Source organism: Microbacterium sp. NPDC089320 (assembly GCF_040684875.1).
GTDB lineage: Bacteria > Actinomycetota > Actinomycetes > Actinomycetales > Microbacteriaceae > Microbacterium.
Genome location: NZ_JBFBGY010000004.1, coordinates 311184 through 332838, shown reverse-complemented (window position 1 = coordinate 332838; position 21655 = coordinate 311184). Strand labels below are relative to the sequence as shown.

At 69.6% G+C, this 21655-nt stretch carries 21 protein-coding genes and 1 tRNA gene; 7 read left to right on the top strand and 15 right to left on the bottom strand.

What is annotated here, in order from left to right; translation table 11 throughout:
• The 8 genes from AB0N61_RS13450 to AB0N61_RS13415 form a co-directional block, all read right to left on the bottom strand.
• On the bottom strand, positions 1 to 1371 hold the full coding sequence (locus AB0N61_RS13450; RefSeq protein ID WP_363364783.1) for an LLM class flavin-dependent oxidoreductase: 1371 nt from the start codon (positions 1369 to 1371) through the stop codon (positions 1 to 3).
• A 10-nt stretch (positions 1372 to 1381) separates the two neighbouring features.
• Positions 1382 to 2734 (bottom strand): NtaA/DmoA family FMN-dependent monooxygenase, encoded by a 1353-nt coding sequence (locus tag AB0N61_RS13445; protein WP_363364781.1) that lies wholly within the window; start codon positions 2732 to 2734, stop codon positions 1382 to 1384.
• Between the two features lie 73 nt (positions 2735 to 2807).
• Complete coding sequence (locus AB0N61_RS13440) at positions 2808 to 3644, bottom strand: ABC transporter ATP-binding protein (protein ID WP_363364779.1); 837 nt, start codon at positions 3642 to 3644, stop codon at positions 2808 to 2810.
• Positions 3637 to 4533 carry an ABC transporter ATP-binding protein gene (locus tag AB0N61_RS13435; RefSeq protein WP_363364778.1) on the bottom strand — a complete coding sequence of 299 codons (897 nt, stop codon included), beginning with the start codon at positions 4531 to 4533 and terminating at the stop codon, positions 3637 to 3639. The genes AB0N61_RS13440 and AB0N61_RS13435 overlap by 8 nt, the downstream gene beginning before the upstream one ends.
• The gene (locus tag AB0N61_RS13430; RefSeq protein ID WP_167948221.1) at positions 4530 to 5408 is read right to left on the bottom strand and encodes an ABC transporter permease; all 879 of its coding nucleotides are present in this window, start codon (positions 5406 to 5408) and stop codon (positions 4530 to 4532) included. The genes AB0N61_RS13435 and AB0N61_RS13430 overlap by 4 nt, the downstream gene beginning before the upstream one ends.
• Position 5409: 1 nt before the next feature.
• Positions 5410 to 6459, bottom strand: a complete 1050-nt coding sequence (locus AB0N61_RS13425; protein ID WP_363364776.1) for an ABC transporter permease — start codon at positions 6457 to 6459, stop codon at positions 5410 to 5412.
• 74 nt (positions 6460 to 6533) lie between these two features.
• Positions 6534 to 8066, bottom strand: a complete 1533-nt coding sequence (locus tag AB0N61_RS13420; protein WP_363364774.1) for an ABC transporter substrate-binding protein — start codon at positions 8064 to 8066, stop codon at positions 6534 to 6536.
• Positions 8067 to 8244: 178 nt separating this feature from the next.
• Positions 8245 to 10026, bottom strand: a complete 1782-nt coding sequence (locus AB0N61_RS13415; RefSeq protein WP_363364772.1) for an FAD-dependent monooxygenase — start codon at positions 10024 to 10026, stop codon at positions 8245 to 8247.
• 201 nt (positions 10027 to 10227) lie between these two features.
• Here AB0N61_RS13415 and AB0N61_RS13410 point away from each other — a divergent pair, with 201 nt between their 5' ends.
• Both AB0N61_RS13410 and AB0N61_RS13405 read left to right on the top strand, forming a co-directional pair.
• Positions 10228 to 11046 carry a DUF1684 domain-containing protein gene (locus AB0N61_RS13410; protein WP_363364770.1) on the top strand — a complete coding sequence of 273 codons (819 nt, stop codon included), beginning with the start codon at positions 10228 to 10230 and terminating at the stop codon, positions 11044 to 11046.
• Positions 11047 to 11067: 21 nt separating this feature from the next.
• On the top strand, positions 11068 to 12063 hold the full coding sequence (locus tag AB0N61_RS13405; RefSeq protein ID WP_363364768.1) for a cation diffusion facilitator family transporter: 996 nt from the start codon (positions 11068 to 11070) through the stop codon (positions 12061 to 12063).
• A 5-nt stretch (positions 12064 to 12068) separates the two neighbouring features.
• On the opposite strand, the gene AB0N61_RS13400 is transcribed toward AB0N61_RS13405, so the two are convergent.
• From AB0N61_RS13400 to AB0N61_RS13390, 3 genes are all read right to left on the bottom strand, one after another.
• Positions 12069 to 13589 carry a DUF222 domain-containing protein gene (locus AB0N61_RS13400; RefSeq protein ID WP_363364766.1) on the bottom strand — a complete coding sequence of 507 codons (1521 nt, stop codon included), beginning with the start codon at positions 13587 to 13589 and terminating at the stop codon, positions 12069 to 12071.
• Positions 13590 to 13651: 62 nt separating this feature from the next.
• Entirely contained in the window at positions 13652 to 13846 is a 195-nt protein-coding gene (locus AB0N61_RS13395; RefSeq protein ID WP_363364764.1) for a hypothetical protein, read from the bottom strand.
• Positions 13847 to 13886: 40 nt separating this feature from the next.
• Positions 13887 to 14447, bottom strand: coding sequence for a MarR family winged helix-turn-helix transcriptional regulator (locus AB0N61_RS13390; RefSeq protein ID WP_363364762.1), 561 nt, complete (start codon positions 14445 to 14447; stop codon positions 13887 to 13889).
• Positions 14448 to 14552: 105 nt separating this feature from the next.
• Between AB0N61_RS13390 and AB0N61_RS13385 the strand changes: the two genes are divergently transcribed.
• Positions 14553 to 15467, top strand: a complete 915-nt coding sequence (locus tag AB0N61_RS13385; protein WP_363364760.1) for a hypothetical protein — start codon at positions 14553 to 14555, stop codon at positions 15465 to 15467.
• 184 nt (positions 15468 to 15651) lie between these two features.
• On the opposite strand, the gene AB0N61_RS13380 is transcribed toward AB0N61_RS13385, so the two are convergent.
• On the bottom strand, positions 15652 to 16236 hold the full coding sequence (locus AB0N61_RS13380) for a TetR/AcrR family transcriptional regulator (protein WP_363364758.1): 585 nt from the start codon (positions 16234 to 16236) through the stop codon (positions 15652 to 15654).
• Between the two features lie 94 nt (positions 16237 to 16330).
• On the opposite strand from AB0N61_RS13380, the gene AB0N61_RS13375 reads away from it, so the two are divergent.
• Entirely contained in the window at positions 16331 to 16765 is a 435-nt protein-coding gene (locus AB0N61_RS13375; RefSeq protein WP_363364755.1) for a DUF6069 family protein, read from the top strand.
• A gap of 85 nt (positions 16766 to 16850) precedes the next feature.
• On the opposite strand, the gene AB0N61_RS13370 is transcribed toward AB0N61_RS13375, so the two are convergent.
• The 3 genes from AB0N61_RS13370 to dcd are packed head-to-tail and all read right to left on the bottom strand — an operon-like array spanning position 16851 to position 18100.
• A complete protein-coding gene (locus AB0N61_RS13370; RefSeq protein WP_167948213.1) occupies positions 16851 to 17066 on the bottom strand; it encodes a DUF2283 domain-containing protein in 216 nt (71 codons plus the stop codon).
• Positions 17059 to 17493, bottom strand: coding sequence for a hypothetical protein (locus tag AB0N61_RS13365; protein WP_363364753.1), 435 nt, complete (start codon positions 17491 to 17493; stop codon positions 17059 to 17061). Before AB0N61_RS13365 ends, AB0N61_RS13370 begins: the two co-directional genes overlap by 8 nt.
• A gap of 1 nt (position 17494) precedes the next feature.
• Positions 17495 to 18100 carry a dCTP deaminase gene (dcd, locus tag AB0N61_RS13360; RefSeq protein ID WP_363364751.1) on the bottom strand — a complete coding sequence of 202 codons (606 nt, stop codon included), beginning with the start codon at positions 18098 to 18100 and terminating at the stop codon, positions 17495 to 17497.
• A gap of 92 nt (positions 18101 to 18192) precedes the next feature.
• On the opposite strand from dcd, the gene AB0N61_RS13355 reads away from it, so the two are divergent.
• From AB0N61_RS13355 to AB0N61_RS13345, 3 genes are all read left to right on the top strand, one after another.
• A tRNA-Gly gene (locus tag AB0N61_RS13355) sits at positions 18193 to 18266 on the top strand.
• 114 nt (positions 18267 to 18380) lie between these two features.
• Positions 18381 to 19649: an NAD(P)/FAD-dependent oxidoreductase gene (locus AB0N61_RS13350; protein ID WP_363364749.1), complete on the top strand. Its 1269-nt coding sequence runs from the start codon at positions 18381 to 18383 to the stop codon at positions 19647 to 19649.
• 158 nt (positions 19650 to 19807) lie between these two features.
• The gene (locus AB0N61_RS13345; protein ID WP_363364747.1) at positions 19808 to 21643 is read left to right on the top strand and encodes an AMP-dependent synthetase/ligase; all 1836 of its coding nucleotides are present in this window, start codon (positions 19808 to 19810) and stop codon (positions 21641 to 21643) included.
• Positions 21644 to 21655 lie beyond the last annotated feature (12 nt).

Sequence of the window (21655 nt, the reverse complement as noted above, 5' to 3'; positions counted from 1 at the left end):
TCAGACCGCCGCAGGAGCCCTGTCGACGGCGCGTGCGGCGGGTGCGGCGGCGTAGCGATTCTCGGGCGTGCGCAGCCCGAGGTTGCCGCGCAGGGTGTCGCTCTCGTACTCGGTGCGGAAGACGCCGCGGTGCTGCAGGATCGGCACGACCTCCTCGATGAACCGGGTGAGCTGTGCCGGATGACCGGCATGGATGTTGTATCCGTCGACGCCGTAGGCCTCGAACCACTCCTGCAGTCGGTCGGCCACGGTCTCGGCCGTGCCGACGAACGGACCGCGATCGCGGCGCAGGCTCAGCTGGACGGTCTCGCGGAGGGTGAGCTTCGCCTCGGCGGCATGGCCCACGATGCGCTCGGCCTGCGTGCGGAAGCTGTTCTGCGCATATCGCAGCGCCTCCTGCGGGAACGGTGCATCGAGGTCGTACTGGCGGAAGTCGTGCCACCCGAACGATCGGCCGAACTCGCCCAGAGCCTGCGCGAACGAGTGGTCGCTCGAGCGGTAGTGCTGTTCGAGATCGGCAGCCTCGTCGTCGGTGTCGCCGATCACGACGCCGATGCCGGGCAGGATCACCAGGTCTTCGGGACGACGGCCGTACTTCGACACCGCACGACCCTTGATGTCGTCGTAGAACGCCTTGGCGCCGGCGAGCGTCGCGGCGTGGGTGAAGATGCCCTCCCCCACCTCGGCGCCGAGATCGCGCCCCTGCTCGGAGTCGCCCGCCTGGAAGATCACGGGCGCACCCTGCGGCGGACGCTCGATGTTCAACGGTCCCGTGACCGAGAAGTGCTCGCCGCGGTGATCGAGCGCATGCAGCTTCGCGGGGTCGAGGAACTGCGCGGTCGCCCGATCCCGCGGCAGCGCGTCGGGCTCGTACGAGTCCCACAGCGCCTGCACGAGCTTGACGTGCTCGCTCGCCCGGCCGTAGCGGGTGTCGTAGTCGTAGTGCTCGTCGAGTCCGTAGTTGCCCGCCGTGCCGGCATCCCCGCTGGTGACGACGTTCCAGCCCGCCCGGCCGTGGCTGATGTGATCGAGCGACGCGAAGCGCCTCGCCACATTGAACGGCGCGTTGTACGACGTGGTCAGCGTGCCGACCAGTCCCACCCGCTTCGTGTGCGTCGCGAGTGCGGACAGCAGCGTCAGCGGCTCGAGCCTGCTGAGGTAGTGGGGCGGGGAATCCGGAGTGATGTACTGGCTGTCGACGATGAAGACGAGGTCGAACTTCGACTCCTCGGCCTTCTTCGCGTGTTCGATGTACCAGTCGATGTCGACGCTCGCGTTCGCCGGGATCTCGGGGTCCAGCCACAGGTTGTGGTTGCCCGGCCCTCCCGATCCGGTCAGCACGAGTCCGAGCTTGAGCTTCCTGTCGGTCATGATGCCTCTCCTAGGCTTCGACGAGAGCGGATGCCGAGGCATCCGCCGTGTGGCGGTTCTGGGGCACCCGGAGTCCGAGGTTGCCGCGCAGCGTGTCGGCCTCGTACTCGGTGCGGAAGAGCCCACGGCGCTGCAGGATCGGCAGCACCTCGGACGTGAAGGTGTCGATGTCGTCGGGAGTGCGTGCGCGCAGGTTCAGTCCGTCTGCGGCGCGGCCGAGGAACCAGTCCTGGATGGTGTCGGCGACGGTCTCGGGGCTGCCGATGAACGGCGACGGCGCGTACTGCGTGAACTCCTCGACCGTCTGGCGCAGCGAGAGCCCTCCCTCGGTGGCTCGCTCGACGATCGCCGCCGAGCGCGTGCGCCCGCCCTTCTCGGCGAGGGCGCTGACGTCGGGGAACGGGGCATCGAGGTCGTGCTGCGAGAAGTCGTATGCGCCGAAGGCCCTGCCGAAGGCCGCGAGCTTGCGGTCGAAGTCGTTGTCGGACTCGAAGATCTCGCGAGCGAGGCGGTGTGCCTCGGCATCCGTCGATGCGATGACCGGCGTCGCGCCGACCAGGATCACGAGGTCGTCCCAGTGCCGACCGTGCTGGGCGAGGCGCCCCTTGACGTCCTTGTAGTAGGCGCGGGCGGTGTCGATGTCCTCGCCTGGGGCGTAGATGCCCTCGGCCACCTCGCCTGCGAGGGTCTTGCCCTCTTCCGAGATCCCGGCCTGGAAGATGACCGGCCGCCCCTGCGGCGAGCGCGACAGATTGAGCGGCCCGTCGACGCGGAAGTGCTCTCCCCGGTGGTTCAGGGCGTGCAGCTTGGTGGGGTCGAGGAAGAGATCGCTCTCGACGTCGGCGACGAAGGCGTCGTCTTCGTACGAGTCCCACAGGCCCCGCACGACCTGCACGGCTTCGAGAGCGCGGCCGTAGCGGGTGGCGTAGTCGAGGTGCTCCTCGAGTCCGTAGTTGCGAGAGGTTCCCGTGTCGAAGCTGGTCACGACGTTCCAGCCGGCGCGGCCGTGGCTGATGTGGTCGAGCGAGCCGAACCGGCGGGCCAGGTTGAACGGCGAGTTGTACGTCGAGCTGGCGGTGCCGATCAGGCCGAGGTTCTTCGTATGGGTCGCGACGGCCGACAGCAGGGTGAGCGGTTCGAGGCGATTGAGGTAGTGCGCGGGGTAGGTCGCGTTGATGAACTGGCTGTCGACGATGAACAGCGCGTCGAACAGCGCGGCCTCGGCCTGCTTCGCCCTGGCGATGTACCAGTCGATGTCGATCGACGCGTTCGCGGGGATCCGCGGATCCTTCCACAGGCTGTGCTGGCCGGGTCCGCCGACCCCGTACACGCTGAGGGCGATCTTGAGCTTGCGTTCGGTCATGTCCGTCTCCTGGTCGGTTCGGGGGTTCTGGTGGTCTCGGTGGTCTGGGTGAGGTGTGCGTCGCGGGATGCGGTCAGCCGGCGTCGAGCACCCGGCGCAGGCGCGCCCGCTCCTCGCGGTCGATGGCACCTGCGTGCAGGCTCGGTGCGGAGCCGACGAGCAGGCGGGTGTACGGATGCTGCGGGTCGTTGACGACATCCGCCGTGCGACCGACCTCGACGACCTCGCCGCGGTAGAGCACCACGACCCGATCGGTGACACCCGCAACGGAACCGAGGTCATGCGAGATGAAGACGAGCGACGTGCCCGCCGCGCGCAGGTCGTTCAGGATCTCGAGGATGGCGACGCGGTTGGCCGCATCCAGGGCGCTGACCGGCTCGTCGAGGATCAGCACCCGCGGCTCGGTGGCCAGCGCCCTCGCCAGCAGCACGCGCTGACGCTGCCCTCCCGACAGTTCCCCGGGGAAGCGCACGAGCAGGTCCCGGTCGAGCCGCACCTGTTCGAGACGGAAGTCGATGCGGTCGCGGATCTGCTCCTTCGACAGCCGACGCTGCAGGCGCAAGGGCTCGGTCAGAGACTCCCCGATGGTGAGGTCGGGGTCGAGCGCGCGCAGCGGATCCTGGAACACGTACTGGATCGCGCCCCGGCGACGGAACTCCCGCCACTGCCGAGCACCGAACGCGGTGACCTCCTCTCCGCCGATGTGCACGCTGCCCGCCCGGGCCGGAACGAGACCGACCACGGCCCTCGCGATCGTCGACTTGCCCGAGCCCGTCTCGCCGATGATGCCGACCGACTCGCCTGCGGCCACGTCGAACGATGCGTCGTGGATGACCTGCGTCCGGCGTCGGCCGCTGCCGTATGACACCTGCAGACCCTCGATGCGGATGGCGGGAATCTGCTCAGCCACGATTCACCCCCGCCGGCTCGAACGCGGCGGCCTCCGGCGCATCGCCACCCGACGGAGCCACCGCAGTCGCCTTCGGCTCGCGGAACCGGTCGAGACCGTAGGTGTTGTGCTCGTCGATCAACAGCCGGGTGTACTCGTGCTCGGGTGCGAAGAGGATGCGTTCGGCCGTGCCCTGCTCGACAACCTCGCCCTGGCGCAGCACCAGGACGTCGTCGCAGGTCTGCCCGATGACCGCGAGGTCGTGCGACACGACGATGAGCGCGAGCCCGTGCTTCTCCTTGAGGTCGACCAGCAGGTCGAGGATCTCTGCCTGCACCGTGACATCGAGGGCGGTGGTGACCTCGTCGGCGATGAGGATCCGCGGCTCGAGCGAGATCGCGGCTGCGATCAGCACCCGTTGCAGCATGCCGCCGGAGAGCTCATGCGGGTAGCTGCGGTAGACCAGCTCGGGGTCGCGCAGTCGCACGTCGTCGAGCAGGGCGATCGTGCGCTTCTTCGCCTCGCGGCGCCCCAGCCCGCCCCGCACCCGCAGCGCCTCGGCGATCTGCGGGCCGACCCGCAGCGAGGGGTTGAGATACGAGCCCGGGTCTTGGAACACGGCGGTGATGCTCACCCCGCGCAGCTTCTCCCATTCGCGGGCGCTGAAGCCCGCGATGTCGCGTCCAAACAGCTCGACCCTCCCGCCCGAGATGTGGAAGAGGCGGGGCAGGATGCCGAGGATCGCCCGGCACGTCAGCGTCTTGCCGCTGCCGGACTCGCCCACGATGCCGACGACCCGGCCGGGGCGCAGATCGAAGCTCACACCTCGCACGAGTTCCTCGCCCGTGTGGCGGTGGGCGATGCGCACGTCGTCGAGTCGCAGAACGCTGGCCGATGTATCGATGGTCATGAGGATCTCCTTCCGACGAGTGCGCGGCGGCTGCGCGCAGCATCCCTCTCGATGAGCAGAGTGCGCCCCGACTCCCCCGCCACGTCGCGGATGACGTCGGCGAGCAGGTTGAACGCCCACACCGAGAGCATGATCAGCACGGTCGTGAAGATCGGCGCGTACGGCCGCTGCGTCAGGTATCCGAGATCGCTCGCGAGCACGCCGCCCCACGACGGCGCCGGCGGCTGGATGCCGATGCCGAGGAACGTGAGGCTCGAGACGATCACGAATCCGACGCCGAGCGTGTTGGCGGTGGCGATCGCGATCGGCGGCAGCACCTTCGACCACACGTGCGTGCGCACGATCCAGCCGGTGCGGGCGCCGGCGAGGATCGCCGCCTCGACGTACTGCGACTTCGCCACGCTGAGGGTCGCCGCCCGCGACACCCGATAGAAGAGCGGGGAGACGAGGATGCCGACCGTCAACATGGCCTGCGGGATGCCGTTGCCGAGCAGCGCTGTGGCCGCCACCGCGAACACCAGGAAGGGCAGCGCGATGAGGGTGTCGACGAAGCGCAGCGTCAGCCACTCGAACACGCGCCCGAGATACACCGAGAGGATGCCGGGGATCGCGCCGGCGAACAGCGCGATGACCGCGACCTGCACGGCTCCGAACACGCTGATCGGGGCGCCGGCGAGGATGCGGCTGAGCACGTCTCGCCCGAGGTAGTCGGTGCCGAGCCAGTGGGCCGCCGATGGGCCTGCGAGGATCTCGCTCGTTCCCTGCAGCGGATCGTAGGGCGCGAGCACGGGGCCGAAGAACGCGAGGATCGCGATGAACAACAGGAAGGCGGTCGCGAAGCGGCCTGCGGGCAGGGCGAGGATGCGGCGGATCATCTCAGACTCCTCTCGCGGATGCGGGGTTGAGGCGCACCAGCAGCAGGTTGACGATGAGGTTGAAGACGACCACGAGGACGATCGCGATCACGAGCACTCCCTGCACCGCCGGCACGTCGCCGCGGTTGGCCGAGTCGGCGGCGAATTTGCCGAAGCCGGCGAGACCGAAGATCGCCTCGGTGACCACGGCACCTCCGAGGAGAGCCGGGAACTTCATGCCGAGCACCGTGAGTGCAGGACCTGCGCCGTTGCGCAGCGCGTGCGCGAAGAAGATGCGGCGAGCGCTGAGGCCGCGCATCCGGGCCCCGGTCACATAGTTCTCGCGGTAGGCCTGGATCAGACCGACGCGCATCTGCCGGGCGAGGTCGGCGATCGTGTCGAAGCTCAGGGCGATGGCGGGCAGCCACAGGTGCCAGAGCCACAGTCCGACACCGCCCTGTTCGAGCGGGATGTATCCGGCCGAGGGGAACCACCCCAGCGTCACCGCGAACACCGCGACGAGTGCGATGCCGACGACGAAGGAGGGCATGACCGAGATGACGGTCGTGAAGCCGGTGATGGATCGGTCGAGGATGCTGGTGGGATACGCCGCGGCGAGCACGCCGAGTCCGAAGCCGAACACGACGCCGATGACGAGAGCGAGGCCGGCGACCGACAGGCTGATCGCAGCGCGGGAGACGAGTAGGTCGGCGACCGGTGCGCCGTTGTACCAGCTGTTGCCGAGGTCGCCACCGAGGATGCCGCCGAACCAGTCGAGGTACTGCACGAGGAACGGCCGGTCGAGACCCCACTGATGCTCGAGGGCGGCGATCTGCTCGGGCGTGGCCGACTCCGAGAGCTGCAGGTGGGCGGGGCTGAGCCCGCTGAGCCCCTGCAGGGCGAATGTGATGAAGGTCGCGAACAGGAAGACGGTCGCGAAGACGATCACGGTGTGCCCGATGAGGCGAGCCGCGGTCGCGAGGTGGGCGCCGGCGCGGAGCGGAGTCCCGGAGGCGTTCGGTGACGTCGCGGTGGTCGCCCCGCGGACGGGCACCGAGGTGATGGCGGTCATGCGATGCTCCTTCCTTTTCGTATCGGGCTTCGAGGAGCGGGCCCCTGCAGTGCGGCAGGGGCCCGCTGCGGTCGTCAGTCGTCGATCGTCACGCCGGTCAGGCTGATCTGCCCGGGGATCTGGGGCAGATCAGAGACCTTCGGCGACTTCACGATGAGGGTTGGAACCCCGACGGTGAAGACGAGTGCTCCGCTCTGCAGACCGGCACGCGTGGCGTCCTGCAGGTTCTCGGCGTAGTCCGGCGAGTCCAGCGGCGTCTCGCGGGCGACCTTGATCGCCTCGTCGAAGCCCTCCGGCACATACGGGCTCGACAGGTTCAGCGGGCCGTCCTTGCCGAAGTGCGCCGTCAGGGTCTGCACCGGCGACTCACGCCCGGTCGTGCCGTAGGTCGACAGCACGAGGTCCTTCGCGAAGAACGGCGTCGCCCAGTCCGGGGCCACGGTGATGTTCGCGGTGATTCCGACCTCCGCGAGCTGCGCCTGGATGACCTCGTTGATGACGGCATCCGCGCTGACCACGAAATCGACGACGATCTCGCCCGGCTCGTAGCCGGCATCCGCGAGGATCTTCTTGGACTCCTCGGGATCGTAGGGCCAGAGATCCTCGGACTCATCGTCGTACGCGATGTACCCCTCCGGGAATGGCTGTGTGGTCGCGTAGCCGAGCCCGAACGTCACCTTCTCGACGAGTTCGTCGCGGTCGATCGCGTGGCGCACGGCGTCGACCACGGCCGGGTCGTCGAACGGCGCCTTGTTGATGTTGAGGCTGAGGTTCGAGGCCGAGTAGACCGGGTGCGTCGCGACGTCGAGGTCGGCGGCGATCGCGGCGTCGTACTGCGCCGGGGCGAGGCCGTACGCGAAGTCGTAGACGCCGGTCTGGATCGAGGCGACCAGCGTCGACGGGTCGGGAGCGGTCGAGAGCTCCACCCTGTCGATGTGGATGTTCTCGGCATCCCAGTAGTCGGGGTTCTTCTCGAAGTAGATGTGCGACTCCGGAACGTACTCGGTGACGGTGAAGGGGCCGGCCCCGACGGGCCACTGATCGAGCTTCGCCGGGTCCTCGGCGGCCGCAGGACTGGTGATCTGCGCGGTGCGCTTGCCCAGCAGAAGCGGGATCTGGTGGTCGACCTGGTTCAGGTGCACCGTGACGTCGGTCTCGCTGTCGGCCGTGACCGACTCGATCGAGGTCAGATCGCCGAACAGCGCCGAGTTCTCCTGCGTCTTCGCTCGCTCGATGTAGAGCTTGACCGACTCGGCATCCAGCGGCTCGCCGTCCTGGAACACCAGCCCGTCACGCAGGTGGAACGTGACGGCCGTGCCCTCGTCGTTGTACTCCCAGCTCTCGGCGAGGCCGGGGGCGGCGTCACCGTTCTCGTCGATCTCGGTCAGCGAGGCGTAGGCGAGCGCGGTGAGGTTGAAGCCGAAGCCCGAGCCCTGCACGATCGGGTCCCAGTGGGCGGGAAGGGTCGCGGCCCAGCGCAGCACGGACTCGCCGTCGGCGTCTCCTGAGCTGCTCGATGCCGGGGTCGCAGCGCACGCGGTGAGCGCGAGGGCTCCCACGAGCAGCGCGGCGGCCGCGGTTCGAAGTCGGGTGATTCTGCGGGTCATGAGCTGTTCCGTTTCTGCGGTTTCCGGCCCGGTGCGTCCGGGGTGTCGGGGGGTCTCGGTGCGGGTGCTGGCAATCCTGACGCGGGTCAGGCGGCCGACGATAGGGCGGTGTCACAAAGGTTCCGGCGACGAAACCTGACGTCACATGACGTCGTGGGAGGACTCCGAGCGCGGGGTGTCAGGGAGTCGCGGGTTCGGCGATCGCCGCTGTCACGAGCGGTTCGCGTGCGTCGATTCGCCCGTAGACGCGGTCGAGGACCGCCGCGGCATCCGCGGAGTCCGCGCCTCGCCACGCGACATGGTGATCGGGACGCACCAGGGCGAACGGGGCGCCGTAGAGCGCGAGCGCGCCGGCATCGGGAAGGTGGATCACCTCGAGGCTGATGGCCCGTTCGCGCGCTGCCTCGGCGAACCCGGCGACCGCGGAGACGTCGTCGGAGAGCACGAGCAGTGCCACATCGCCGCCGATGCGGTCGTACAGCGTGACGCCGTAGGGGTCGATGATGCCGTTGGGTGCGCGATGCCCCGGACGACCGCCGGGCACGTAGACGCCCGGATCCCACGGCGTCTCGGTCGCGGCCTGGTCGGGCTCGTAGGCGATCACCGGGGAGTCGTCGTACCGCTCGTCGAAGTACACCCCGACGTCGCGGCGCTGCCCCTGGGCGAGGATCTCGCGGATGCGGTCGCGCCGCTCCTCGGCCTCGATGCTCGTGTCATCATCTGCCGGGAATCCGAGGCGTCTGGCCTCGTCGACGTTGCGCTCTGTGCGGTCGGCGCGTGCTTTCGCCGAGGCGCCGACGCGGGCGTTGTGCGGGCGGCGCTCGCGGTCATAGGAGTCGAGCAGTGCATCGCCGCCCGTGCCGCGCAGCACCGCAGCGAGCTTCCACCCGAGATTGAACACGTCGCCGAACCCTTCACCGAGGTTTCCGCCGGGCGTCCGCACGTGGGCGGCATCGCCGACGAGCAGCACGCGTCCCTGCCTGAAGGTCTTCGCGAGCCGAGTGCTCTTGAAGTACGGCGTGACGTCGACGACCTGCAGCGCGAGATCCGAGCCGAAGGCCGCGCGGGCGAGCGCCAGCAGCTCGTCCTCCGTGGGTGTGTGCTCGAGCGGATACGGACCCGCGTACACACGCCAGTCGGTCTCGTTGAGCGCGGCGAGGAAACCGGAGTGGATGCCGTTGACGATCACGTTCACGGCGCTCGGGAACGGATCCCGGCCGGCGTACTCGCCGTCGGTGCGCACCACGAAGCGGAAGTGCCGATCGGTCGCGTAGGCGCCGTCGCGTTCGATTCCCGCGAGGGTGCGCACGGTGCTGCGGGCGCCGTCGGCACCCACGACGTACTTGGCTCGGATGCGGCGCACGGCCCCGGTCTCGACATGCTCGACGGTCGCGATGATCCCGTCGCGAGCTCCCCACTCGCGGTCTTCACCCGACGAGCTCTCGAGCAGCGAGAGCAGTCGCCATCCTCCGGCCACGGGCACGTCGAGCTCTGCCAGCTGGTCGAGGAACGCCTGCTGCAGCGCGGTCTGCGGGCGCCGCAGCGACTCGGCCAGCGAGTACGGGTTCTCGGTGCGGCCGGTGAATCCGGGGCGACCGGTCGGAGCGCCCGGCCGAGTCAGGTCATGCCCGATGAGCGAGGTGCAGAAGGTCGTGCCGAGGTTCCATTCGGGAGGGAAGGTCCAGCCGCGGCGGATGCGATCCTCGACGCGCCACTGCTGGAAGAACTCGACGGTGCGGGCACTGTGCCCCATCGCGCCGGCTCTGATCAGACGGAACGAGGTCGCGGCATCGACCACGGCGACGTCGACCTTCTGCCGGTGGAGTTCGAGAGCGGTCGCGAGCCCCGACGGCCCTGCTCCGACGACGAGCACCTCGACCTCCTGCGGCGGAGTGCCGTGCGCGAGCAGCACGGTGTCGACGTGCCGCTCTCCGCGGCTGATCTCGTTCTGGGCGACCATGGGAACCTCCAGGCTGGGTGGGAATGCAGATCATCATTCGCCTCACCTCGTGCGTGTGCGCCGGCGGTGTCATAGAAGTTCCGCGGGCGTCATGCGGCGTCACCCGACGACACAGGCCGACAGCGGGCGCCCCAGGGGTCGACCGTGCTGGCTACGGTGGCCGCACGTCGATCGAGACCTCGCCGCAGACCGGAGGGCACCATGACCATCACCGACACCCGCACGACGGGCTCGGACTTCGCGCAGGAGTGGCAGCGCTGGCATGACGGAGTCGAAGCGCAGCGGCGGGCCCCGCACAGCTTCCTCGCGTACACCAGCTTCAACCTGCTGCGTGAGGAGCCGCTGCAGTTCGACGATGTGCCGGGCACCTGGACGACCGGACCCGAGGGCGTGATCGTGCAGCTCGACGCCGGCCAGGTGCTCGATGTCGACGGTGTCGCTGTGCGTGGCGTGCACGAATGGGGAGTGATCGGTGAACGCACCTTCCATCGAGCGCGGTTCAAGGATGCCGTGATCGAGGTCTCGAAGCGCGGCGGTCGCGACATCGTGCGCCCGCTGCATCCGGAGCACGCGCTGCGCACCGCATATGCCGGCACGCCGACGTTCGCCCCGGATGAGCGGTGGGTGATCGAGGGGGTTTTCGAACCGGAGCCCGAGCGCGAGATCGACATCGCCGCCGCGATCCCCGCGATCGAGCATGTGCACACGACCCCGGGCCGGGTGCGGTTCTCCGTCGACGGCGTCGAGGTGGCGGTGACTCTGATCGCTCGCAGCGCGGATGCCGCTGTGCTGCTGTTCCGCGATTCGACGAGCGGCGTGAGCACGTACGGCGCGAGCCGCACCCTCGCGGTCACGCTGCCGCGCGGCACCGACCGCCGTGTGACGTTGGACTTCAACCGTGCGAGCAACCTGCAGTGCGCGTACACCGACTTCTCGCCGTGCCCGTTGGCTCCGGTCGAGAACTGGCTGCCGTTCGCGGTCGAGGCCGGTGAGAAGACCCCGCTCAGCCGCACATCGTGACCGCAGGAGTAGCCTGACCGCGTGACGGTCATCATCGCTTTTCTCGCCAACATCCTCGTCGCGATCGCCAAGACGGTCGCTGCGGTGATCACGTCGTCGGCGTCGATGGTGGCAGAGGCCGCACACTCGTGGGCGGATGCCGGCAACGAGGTCTTCCTCCTGATCGCCGACCGTCGGGGCGCCCGGACGAAGGATGCACGACACCCGCTGGGATACGGTCGCGCGGCGTTCGTCTGGTCGTTGATCGCGGCGTTCGGGATCTTCACTGCGGGGTCGATCGTGTCGATCATGCACGGCGTGCAGGAGTTCTCCGAGACCGGTCCGGTCGAGAGTCCCGTGGTCGCCTACACCGTGCTCGGCATCGCGTTCGTGCTGGAGGGAGCGTCGTTCACACAGGCGATGGTGAAGTCTCGGCGGTTGGCGCGCGAACGCGGATCGTCGACGTGGGACTACGTGCTCGACACCAGCGATACGACGTTGCGCGCCGTGTTCTTCGAGGACATGGCCGCCCTGATAGGCCTCGTGATCGCCGCCGGCGCGATCGCGATGCATCAGATCACGGGAGTGGCCGCGTGGGATGCGATCGGTTCCATTCTCGTCGGCGTTCTGTTGGGCGTCGTGGCGGTCATCCTGATCGGACGCAACATCGCTTTTCTCGTGGGCTCGAACGCGTCGCCGGAACTGCGTGATCGCGTGGGGCGCGCGCTGCTCGGTTCGCCGCAGATCCAGCGCCTCACGTATCTGCACATCGAGTACGTCGGACCGAACCGGCTGTTCATCGTCGCCGAGGTCGACCTGGCGGGCGACGCCCGGGAACACGACGTCGCCCGACGCCTGCGCGAGATCGAGAGGCAGATCGAGGCGCACGAGGTCGTCGAGACCGTGGTGCTGTCCCTGTCGGTCGACGATGAGGAGTCCCTCGTCTTCGCCACGAGCGCAGCCGCGGGCGCGAGCGGAGCCGCGGGCGCGAGCGGAGCCGCGGGCGCGAGCGGAGCCGCGGGCGCGCAGCAGCCATGACCGCGTCATCCCGCGTGCGCGAAGAGAGATGGCGCTGGTGCGGGACGTGCTCCGTGAGGCGTTCGCCTCGCGCCTGGCGATGACGCACTGAGTCGGGGCGTGTGCCAGCGTTGGTCGGGATCCCACCATCTCGGTCCCCGCACCTGCGGGACGCCGTCATCCATGCGGATCTCCCACCCCGATGTCCCCAGACTCCGGTGGTGCCACCAGCACAACGGCACACCGTTGTCCGTGTGCGTCGGCCCGCCGCGCGCGTGCTCGGTCACGTGATGGATCTCACACCACGACGCGGGAACATGGCATCCGGGGATCAGGCATTCCTTGTCGCGGGCGACGATCGCCCGCCGCTGATGCACCGTGAACACCCGATCCGTGGTCGTGATCCCGATGATGCGGCCCTCATCCATGAGCACCCGCTGAACCGTGCCGGAGCATCCGACATGCGCAGCGACGCCGAGAGGCACTTGGCCCCATGCCCCGCTGACGCTCGCTCGACCGGATCCGGTCGCGAGGTCATTCACATCGACCGTCACGACCAACGTCGGGGCGGCACCGCCGAGGGTGGGCATCTCTTTGTGGCGAGCCGCGATGCCGAGAGCTGCGGCAAGGGCATCGTGTCGCTTCTGAGCCGCCGTCCGGCCGTCGATGACGTTGCGCGGATCGGAGTTGAACGGATCTTCTTCGGCAGCGTTGTCACCGCCGCCGCCGTCGCCATCAGCACCGCCGTCCGCACCGACATCCCCCGTAGTGAACACGACGCCGGGCATCGGAGGACCGTCGCCCTTGGGGTTGTTCACCGCGTCGAGGATCAGCTCCAGCTGCGCGGCGACCTCTGGCGTCAGGTATCCCTTGATGGAGCGCAGTCCGTCGCGCATCGCGCCTATGGTGATGCACCGTCGGCGCGCAGGCTCGTCGCCGGGTTCGTCACCGTCGGGGTCGAGCAACGCCGCCAAGGTCTCTGCGAGAAGCTTCAGCTCGTCGAGCGTGGGCGGCGGGCCCTGAACCTCTGCGTCGGGACCCGCCTCAGGGTCAGGGCGGATTCCCCGTGCCGCGCGAGCGAGGCAGATGTCGGCGTCGAGTCGATCATCGACGCTGATGCGATGCGCCACCTTCTCGATCGGATCGGTCGCCGCGAGCATCCCGGCGACGCCGATCGCGCCGTCGAGCATCGCCTCTCGCAGGGCCGGCCACCGCGCGGGCAGCCGATCGCCTGACACCAGGTTCATGTCTCGTCGCGCGAGCCCGACGACCTTCTCGACACGCGACGCCCCGCGCACGTCTGTCAACAGGGTGCGCTGCAGCAGTTCGTTCGGCGTGCGGCAGCCCGACGAATGCGGGAAGTCGACCGCATCTCCCGAGGCGACCGTCTCGACCACCACGGCCTCGATCCGCCGCAGTGCCGCGCCGGCCGCCTGCAGCACCTCCACCCGTTCCGCGTCGGACAACCCCGCGAGCGCGTCGTCGGACAGCACCCGATCGAGGTCGGAGACGACCTGATCGACAAGGGCGCGAGTGGAGGATGCCATGGCTCCATCCAAGCCGGACCCACCGACATTCGAAGCGCAGAAACAGGCACTTTTCGACCAGATCAGGAGCATATTCCAGAACATCGGAGCAGCGTTCCGGGATGCCGATCGACGAGCACCACACGCACCACGAGCACGAGCACCGCACGCACCACGAGCACGAGCACCGCGCGCACCACGAGCACGAGCACCACGCGCACCACGAGCACCAGCACCACACGCACCACGAGCACCAGCACCACACGCACCACGAGCACCGCAACCGGCCCGCTCGCCAGCGAGACGCCGTTCGAGCGCTCAGTTCTCCCAGTTGTCGGCGAGTTTGTTCAGCAGGTTCGCGAGCTGCTCCCGCTCCTCATCGGAGAACGCCGCGAGCGCCTTTCCGAGCGCCTCCCGTCGCTCGCCGCGCATTCCCCGAGCGATCTTGCGCCCCTCGTCGGTCAAGGCGATGCGCGTGCGCCGCGCGTCGTCGGGGTCGGCCTCCCGACGCACGAACCCGTGGGCGACGCCCTGCTGCACGAGCCGCGATGCGCGGGGCTGATCGACGCCGATCGCCGCGCCGAGGTCGCTCACACTCAGGGGCGCGGATGCCGCGGCGAGCGCCTCGAGCATCCGCATCCGTGCCGGGCCGCCGAATCGCCCGGAGGGGTCGTTCATCCACGGCGGCATGCCGGGGTGCGCAGGGCGCGCGTGCCCGTGACTCCCCTGTTCGTAATGGTCGGGGTGCGGTCCCCCATGCCAGCCGTGGGGCCCGCCCATGCCGCGCGAACCGCGACCGCGGTCGCCGGGGCGTCGCCCCCGCAGGCGTGACAGGGCGCGGGCGATGGCCTCGGTGGGGTCGTTCTCTGCGGCGCTCACCCGTCGATTTTACATGCGACTTGACATGGATTCACAGTGCATGTCACACTACATATACATGCATAGTGACAAGCACATGCTCCATGACATCAAAGGACTCCACCCATGAACACCTCTGACACTCAGAACACAGACGACAGCTCCCGCCCCTTCGGTTACTGGCTGAAGGCCGTCGACCGCCTGATGGCGGCCGAGTTCGACGCCGCCTTCGACGGCGAGCACGCGAGCCGCCGCGACTGGCGCCTCCTCAACGTGATCGACGGCACCACTCCGGCCCACCGCCCCCTGAACGCCCACAAGCTCGACGGTCTGGTCGAACGCGGCTGGGTCGTCGCCGACGGCGACGGCTGGACGCTCACCGACGAGGGCCGCGCGGCGAAAGAGCGCCTCAGCGCCGTCGTCGACGGCATCCGCGCCAAGGTCGCCGATGCGGTCAGCCTCGAAGACCTCGACACCACTCTGGCCTCGCTCGAGCAGATCGCTCGCGCGTTCGGCTGGGACGAGCAGACGCCGCTTCCCCGCGGACGCGGTCGTCGCCACGGACGCGGATTCGGACCCGGTGTCAGCCGCGGCTTCGGCCGCCGGCACGGGCTCCCGTTCGGACGAGGCCGCGGTTTCGCACCCGGATTCGACTCCGGGCACGGGCACGGGCACGAGCACGGGCACCGGCACGGGCTCGGGCACGAATCGGATGCCGCGTTCGGCCGCCGCGAGTGCGGACACCGCGGCCACCCCGGTCATGACCGCTTCGCGAACGCACACCACCCGCACCACGGCCGTCACGGGCACCCGGGCGACGTCGCCGAGGACCGCGATCACCGCCACGGCGGACACGGGCACGGCCACCTCCACGGCCACGGGCACGGCCACCTCCACGGCCACGGCCACGGCCACGGCCACGGCGGACACGGACACGGCCACGGAAACCCGCGCCGCGGTGAGCACCGCGTCGCCCGCGCGGCGCACGACGCGTACGAGCGCGGCTTCGACGCCGGCTTCTCCCGCGGCCGCGACGCCTGAGCGCGTCACCCCCGCATCCGCTGGACCCAGAACGCCCCTCTCGCTCGCGACCGGGGCGTTTCTGCGCACCGGAACCGTGCGCCCGGGACGGCGGACGCCGCGGGACACCACCGGATCCGGAGCGGTGGACGGCGCAGGACGCCACCGGATCCGGAGCGTCTGACGCCGTTCTCGGGAGATCCGCCTAGCGCAGAGCCGGCAGCACGACCTCGTCGACCATCTGCACCACGGCATCCGGTTCGAGTGCACGCCGCCGCAGGCTGACGCTGCCGAACGCCGCGGTCGGCACGAGGCCGGCGATGAGCGCGACGGGAGCGTTCGCACGCACCTGGCCCTCGTCGATCCATCGTTCGATCACTGCCGTGAGCGCCGCGACAGGCGGCCCGCCGACCACGCGATAGGCGACGTCGCGCAGCTCGTCGTCTCGTCCGATCTCGCTCAGGATGCTGGCGAGCACGCTGGCGGTGCGGTCGTCCGCGTTCGCGAAGTGCATGGCCGCGGCGACGAGATCACCGCGGAGCGTGCCGGTGTCCGGCACCTCGGCAGCGACTTGCAGTGCACCGACCGCCGCGACGACGAGTTCAGCCTTCGTCTCCCAGCGGCGGTAGATCGCGGAGCGTCCGCAGCGCGCGCGTTCGGCCACAGCACCGATGGTGGTTCCCGCGTAGCCGCTCTCGATCAGCAGATCCTGCACGGCCGCGAGAATCGACGCCTCGACGCCGGGGTCACGAGGACGCCCCGCCTGCCTGGCCATCGCTTCCGCACTCATCGCACCCATTGTATATTCCGGGATCGAGTAGTACCGTTACTTTCGATACCGATCGGTACCGAATCACTCGGGACGTCGACCGCAAGGAGCTGTCATGGCCACCACCACCGTCCGCACAGACCGGCACACGACCGGATCCCGGCTGCGCACCGCTCTCATCCTCATCGTCGCCGTCGTCGTCGCCGTCGCTGCGAACTCGGTCGTGGCCCTCGTCGCGATCTCCGCCGGGGCTCCGGCGACCTACGGCCCGCTGACGTTTCCCGCCTACGCGCTCTTCACGGCGCTCGGCGTCATCGTCGGCTGGATCGGCTGGTCGCTCGTTCGCCGCCGCGCCCGCGACCCTCGCCGCGCTCTCACGATGCTCGTGCCCGTCGTGACCCTCGCGTCGTTCATCCCCGACGTGCTGCTGCTCGTGCTGCGCTTCATCCCCGGGACGACGGTGAGCGCCGTCGTCGGGCTCATGATCATGCACCTCGTCGTCGTCGCCGTGGCAGTGCCCGCGTACGTCTGGGCCTCGAATCGGAGCTGAGGGACGCACTCACGCCACTCCGTCACGGGGCTGCACGCCCGCCAGATCGGGGGGCGCCGCCTGCAGATGCGTCGCGCGGCGCTGGTCAGGCGCCCGGTCCCTCCGGGCGGAGCAGCCGGGACGCACCGAGAACCTCGATGCCGAGCAGGCGGCCGTCGCGGTCGAAGTCCAGGAACAGCTCACCCGAGATGTCGTCTGGCAGGTCCACGGGGACGGTTCTCGCAACTCCTCCATCGGCGATCGGCGGGCCCACCGTCACGTACGCGGCGTCGACCTCAGGGTCGTATCGACTCTCACCCATGCCACAGCGTCGCCGTGCCGGCGACGACATCCGCTGCATCCGGCGATTGCGCGAACGTCACCGTCGCGCCGAGGTACACCGCCCCGGCGATCGCAGCCGCGAGCAGCACGATGAGGAATCCGAAGATCACGACCGACAGCGCCCGGTATTCACCGGATGTCGGCTCCACCGGCGCCACCGACGGCTGCGCCCAGTCATCGGCCGCCGGAGACGGCTGATCCCCGGTGAGGATCGCCGGCCGGGGCCGCGACCGGCGGGTCGACGGAGGCATCGCCTCGGGCGGAGGCGGCGGAATCACAGCATCCGGCACCGCAGACTCTGGCGGAGGCGGCGGAATCACAGCATCCGGCACCACAGACTCGGGCGGAGGCGGCGGAATGACAGCATCCTCCGGGCGGATGTACGGGTCGTTGCTGTCGCCGCTCATGTCAGCCCCCGAGGGCTCCGACGTCGGTCGTGCCGACGTCGGTCCGGTGGAAGTTCTGGAACGAGCGGGAGGCGGTCGGACCGCGCTGCCCCTGGTAGCGGTTACCGTAGGGACCCGAACCGTAGGGGTTCTCAGCCGGCGAGGTCAGCCGGAAGAAGCACAGCTGACCGATCTTCATGCCCGGCCACAGCTTGATCGGCAGCGTCGCGACGTTCGCGAGTTCGAGGGTGACATGCCCCGTGAAACCCGGGTCGATGAAGCCGGCGGTCGAGTGGGTGATGAGCCCTAGGCGCCCGAGCGACGACTTGCCCTCGAGGCGAGCCGCGATGTCGTCGGCCAGCGAGACCTGCTCGAAGGTCGCACCCAGCGCGAACTCGCCGGGGTGCAGGATGAACGGCTCGTCGGGGTCGACCTCGATCAGTCGCGTGAGCTCTGGCTGATCGACCGACGGGTCGATGAACGGGTACTTGTGGTTGTCGAACAGACGGAAGTAGCGGTCCAGACGCACGTCGATGCTCGACGGCTGGATCATCTCCGGCTCGTGCGGATCCAGGCCGATCCGGCCGGAGGCGAGTTCTGCTCTGATGTCGCGATCGCTGAGAAGCACGGCCCCAGCCTAGTCACCGCGCGCCGCCGACACTTTGGCCATGACGGATCCGGCGGGTAGGCTGGCGTCACCTGCTCCTCGGATGCGGGTACGGGGCTGTAGTTCAATGGCAGAACTTCTGCTTCCCAAGCAGACAGCGCGGGTTCGATTCCCGTCAGCCCCTCCACGCGGTCGTCACCTGGTCATCGGCGCTCCTCGCACGCGCGCACGCTCGACATCCGGACGTACGCTGGTGCCATGCAGCCCAGGCGGATGACGCAGACTCCCGGAGCCGTTCCTCGTGCATGACGTGGTGGTGATCGGCGCGGGGCTCGCGGGGCTCCGCTGCGCCGGGCTGCTCGCGACTCACGGGCTCGACGTTGCGGTGATCGAGGCGGCGGATGCGGTCGGCGGACGTCAGCGCACCGACATCGTCGACGGGTTCCGACTGGATCGCGGCTTCCAGGTGCTGAATCCCGCCTATCCCGCGCTGCGCCGCAGCGTCGATCTCGACTCCCTGGCGCTCGGGAGCTTCCCCGTCGGCGTGCAGGTGCGCACAGCAGACGGCATGGCCGAGCTGCGGCATCCGGTGCGGCATCCCCTGTCGATTCTCGCGTCGGTACGGAGCGGACTCGTCACCCCGCAGGATGCCGTCGCGCTGGCGCGCTGGGCGGCCCCGGCGCTCGTGCTCCCGCTGTCTCGCCTCGCGCAGTACGACCTCCCCCTGCGCGACGGATGGGATGCCGCAGGGCTCCGCGGCCCGCTGCGCACCGCCGTGCTCGAGCCGTTCCTCGCCGGGGTGCTGGCAGAGGGGCGCGGCGAGACCTCGAACGCCTTCGCGCGGCTCCTCGTGCGTTACTTCGCCCTCGGCCGGCCGGGCCTTCCCGCTCAGGGGATCGCCGCCGTGCCGGAACAGCTCGCCGCCCACGCGCGCGCTGACGGTGCCGTGATGCACCTGGGCCGCGGCGTCGAGCGGATCTCGGCGGCAGGCAGCGACATCGAGGTCGGCGTGATCGACGGCGATCCCCTCCGCGCAGCGAGGGTGGTGGTGGCCGTCGGACCGGATGCCGTGGCCGACCTCACCGGACTCCCCGCGCCGGAGACGAACGGGCTGCAGACCTGGTGGTTCGCCACCGCCGAACCGCCGATCGGTTCGGCGCTGCTCGCCGTCGACGGAAGGGGGCGGGGGCGGGGGCCCGTGGTGAACACCGTCGTGATGACGCACACCGTCCCGTCGTACGCTCCGGCCGGACGCCACCTCATCGCCGCGACCTGCCTGCTGCCGCATGGCGCCGCAGCCGCCGACGAGACCGACGTCCGCCGCCACCTCGGTGAGATCTGGGGCACCGACGTCAGCACATGGGAGCTGATCCGCCGCGACGACATCGTCGATGCGCTCCCCGCGCAACCGGCGCCCCTCGACCCCGCACGATCGCCGCGCCATGCCGAGCGCGTCTACGTCGCGGGCGACCATCGCGACACCGCGTCGATCCAGGGTGCACTCGCGTCCGGCGAGCGCGCCGCGCGCACGCTCCTGCTCGACGCGGGGATCCGCGGAACGCGCGGCTGACCCGCCTGCCTGGCGCCCTCAGGGTCCCATCCGAAACGGCCACGGCTCCGAACACGAGATGATGGCACTGTATGCGCGCGCGCATGCTCCTTTCGTCTGCTCGACCGAGGACCGCCGTCACGTCGTGAGCTCCCCCGCTCGACCGAGAGGACCACCCGATGATCGAGTCATCGACCCCGCCGCTTGCCGACCTCGACGGGTACCGCAACGTCACCGATCTGCTGGTCGCCCGCGCTGCCGCGGCTCCCGACCATGTCGCGTTCGAGGTCGAGGGAGCGCAGAACGGGGCATCCTCCTCCTGGCGCCCGATCACCACGCGCGCCTTCTCGGACCAGGTGCGCGCCCTCGCGAAGGGGCTGATCGCCCAGGGCATCGAGCCCGGCGACCCGATCGCGATCATGGCGCCGACCCGCTACGAGTGGGCCGTCGCGGACCTCGCGGCCTGGTACGCCGGAGCGGTCGTCGTGCCGATCTACGAGACGTCCTCCCCCTCGCAGGTCGACGCCATCGTCGCCGACGCGGGCGTGCGCCTGGCGATCGGCGGCACATCGGCGCACGCGGCGCTGCTGAAGGCGGCGCTCTCGCGGACCCACATCGTCTCGTTCGGGACCTGGACGATGGACACCGCGGCGACCGGCACCCTCGTCGACCTGGTGGCTCGCGGCGTCACGGTCACCGACGAGGAGCTCGAGGCACGCAGGACGTCGGCGACCCAGGACGACCCCGCGACGATCGTGTACACCTCGGGCACGACGGGCGAGCCCAAGGGCGTGGTGCTCACACACCGGAACTTCCTCGGTCAGGTGCTCAACATCGCCGCCGCCTATCGCGAGATCGTGAACGAAGACGGCAACACCGTCATCTTCCTGCCCCTCGCCCACGTGCTGGCGCGCGGCCTGCAGCTGATCTGCCTGGCCAGCGGCATGCGCATCGCGCACCTGTCCGATCCGTCACGCGTCGTCGCCACCCTCGACGCTCTGCGACCGACCTTCCTCGTCGTCGTGCCGCGAGTGCTGGAGAAGATCCAGGCGGCCGCCGCGTCGAAGGCCGCGGCCACGGGCCTCGGCGCGGTCTGGACGAAGGCCCGGTCGACCGCGATCGCGTGGGGCCGCCGTGCCGAGCAGCTCGATGCCGGCCGCACTCCCGCGAAGAACCTCGGACTCCGTCTGCGCCACCGCCTCTTCGATGCGCTCTTCTACCGGCGCCTCCGCGCCGTGATGGGCGGACGCGTCGGGTACATGCTGTCGGGCGGGGCGGCGCTCGACACCGACCTCTCGCTCTTCTTCCGCGGCATCGGCGTGCCCATCATCGAGGGCTACGGACTGACCGAGACGACCGCGCCGCTCACCGGCAACCTTCCCGGTCGCATCGCGTCGGGCAGTGTCGGATCGCCCCTGCCGGGGCTCACCGTGCGCATCAGCGATGGGGGCGAGGTGCTCGCCCGCGGCATCGGCGTCTTCGCGGGGTACCGCAATCCGGTCCACGACGAGGAGGCGTTCGTCGACGGGTTCTTCCGCACCGGTGATCTCGGGCGCCTTGACGACCAGGGACGTCTGATCCTCGACGGTCGCCTCAAAGACGTGATCGTCACCTCGAACGGCAAGACGATCGTTCCGACCCGCTGGGAGCGTGCCGTCGAAGCAGACCCGCTCGTCTCGCACGCGGTGATGGTGGGCGAGGGCAAGCCCTACCTCTCGGCGCTCCTCGTGCTCGATCCCGAGGCGACGGCCGCCTGGGCGGATGCCGAAGGCGCCGACATCGCCCTGGCACCGCAGCCCGACATCCGTGCGGTGACCGATCCGGCTCTGCGCGCCCGCCTGCAGCGCTCCGTCGACGCCGCGAACGCGCTCGGAGCTCGCAGCGAGCAGGTGCGTCGGTTCAGCGTGGTCTTCGCCGACCTCGACGACCACGGGGTGATCACCCCGACCATGAAGCTCAAGCGGAGCGTCGTGCTGCATCGCGCGGCCGTCACCGTCGAAGACCTGTACCTCTGAGAACCGGAAAGA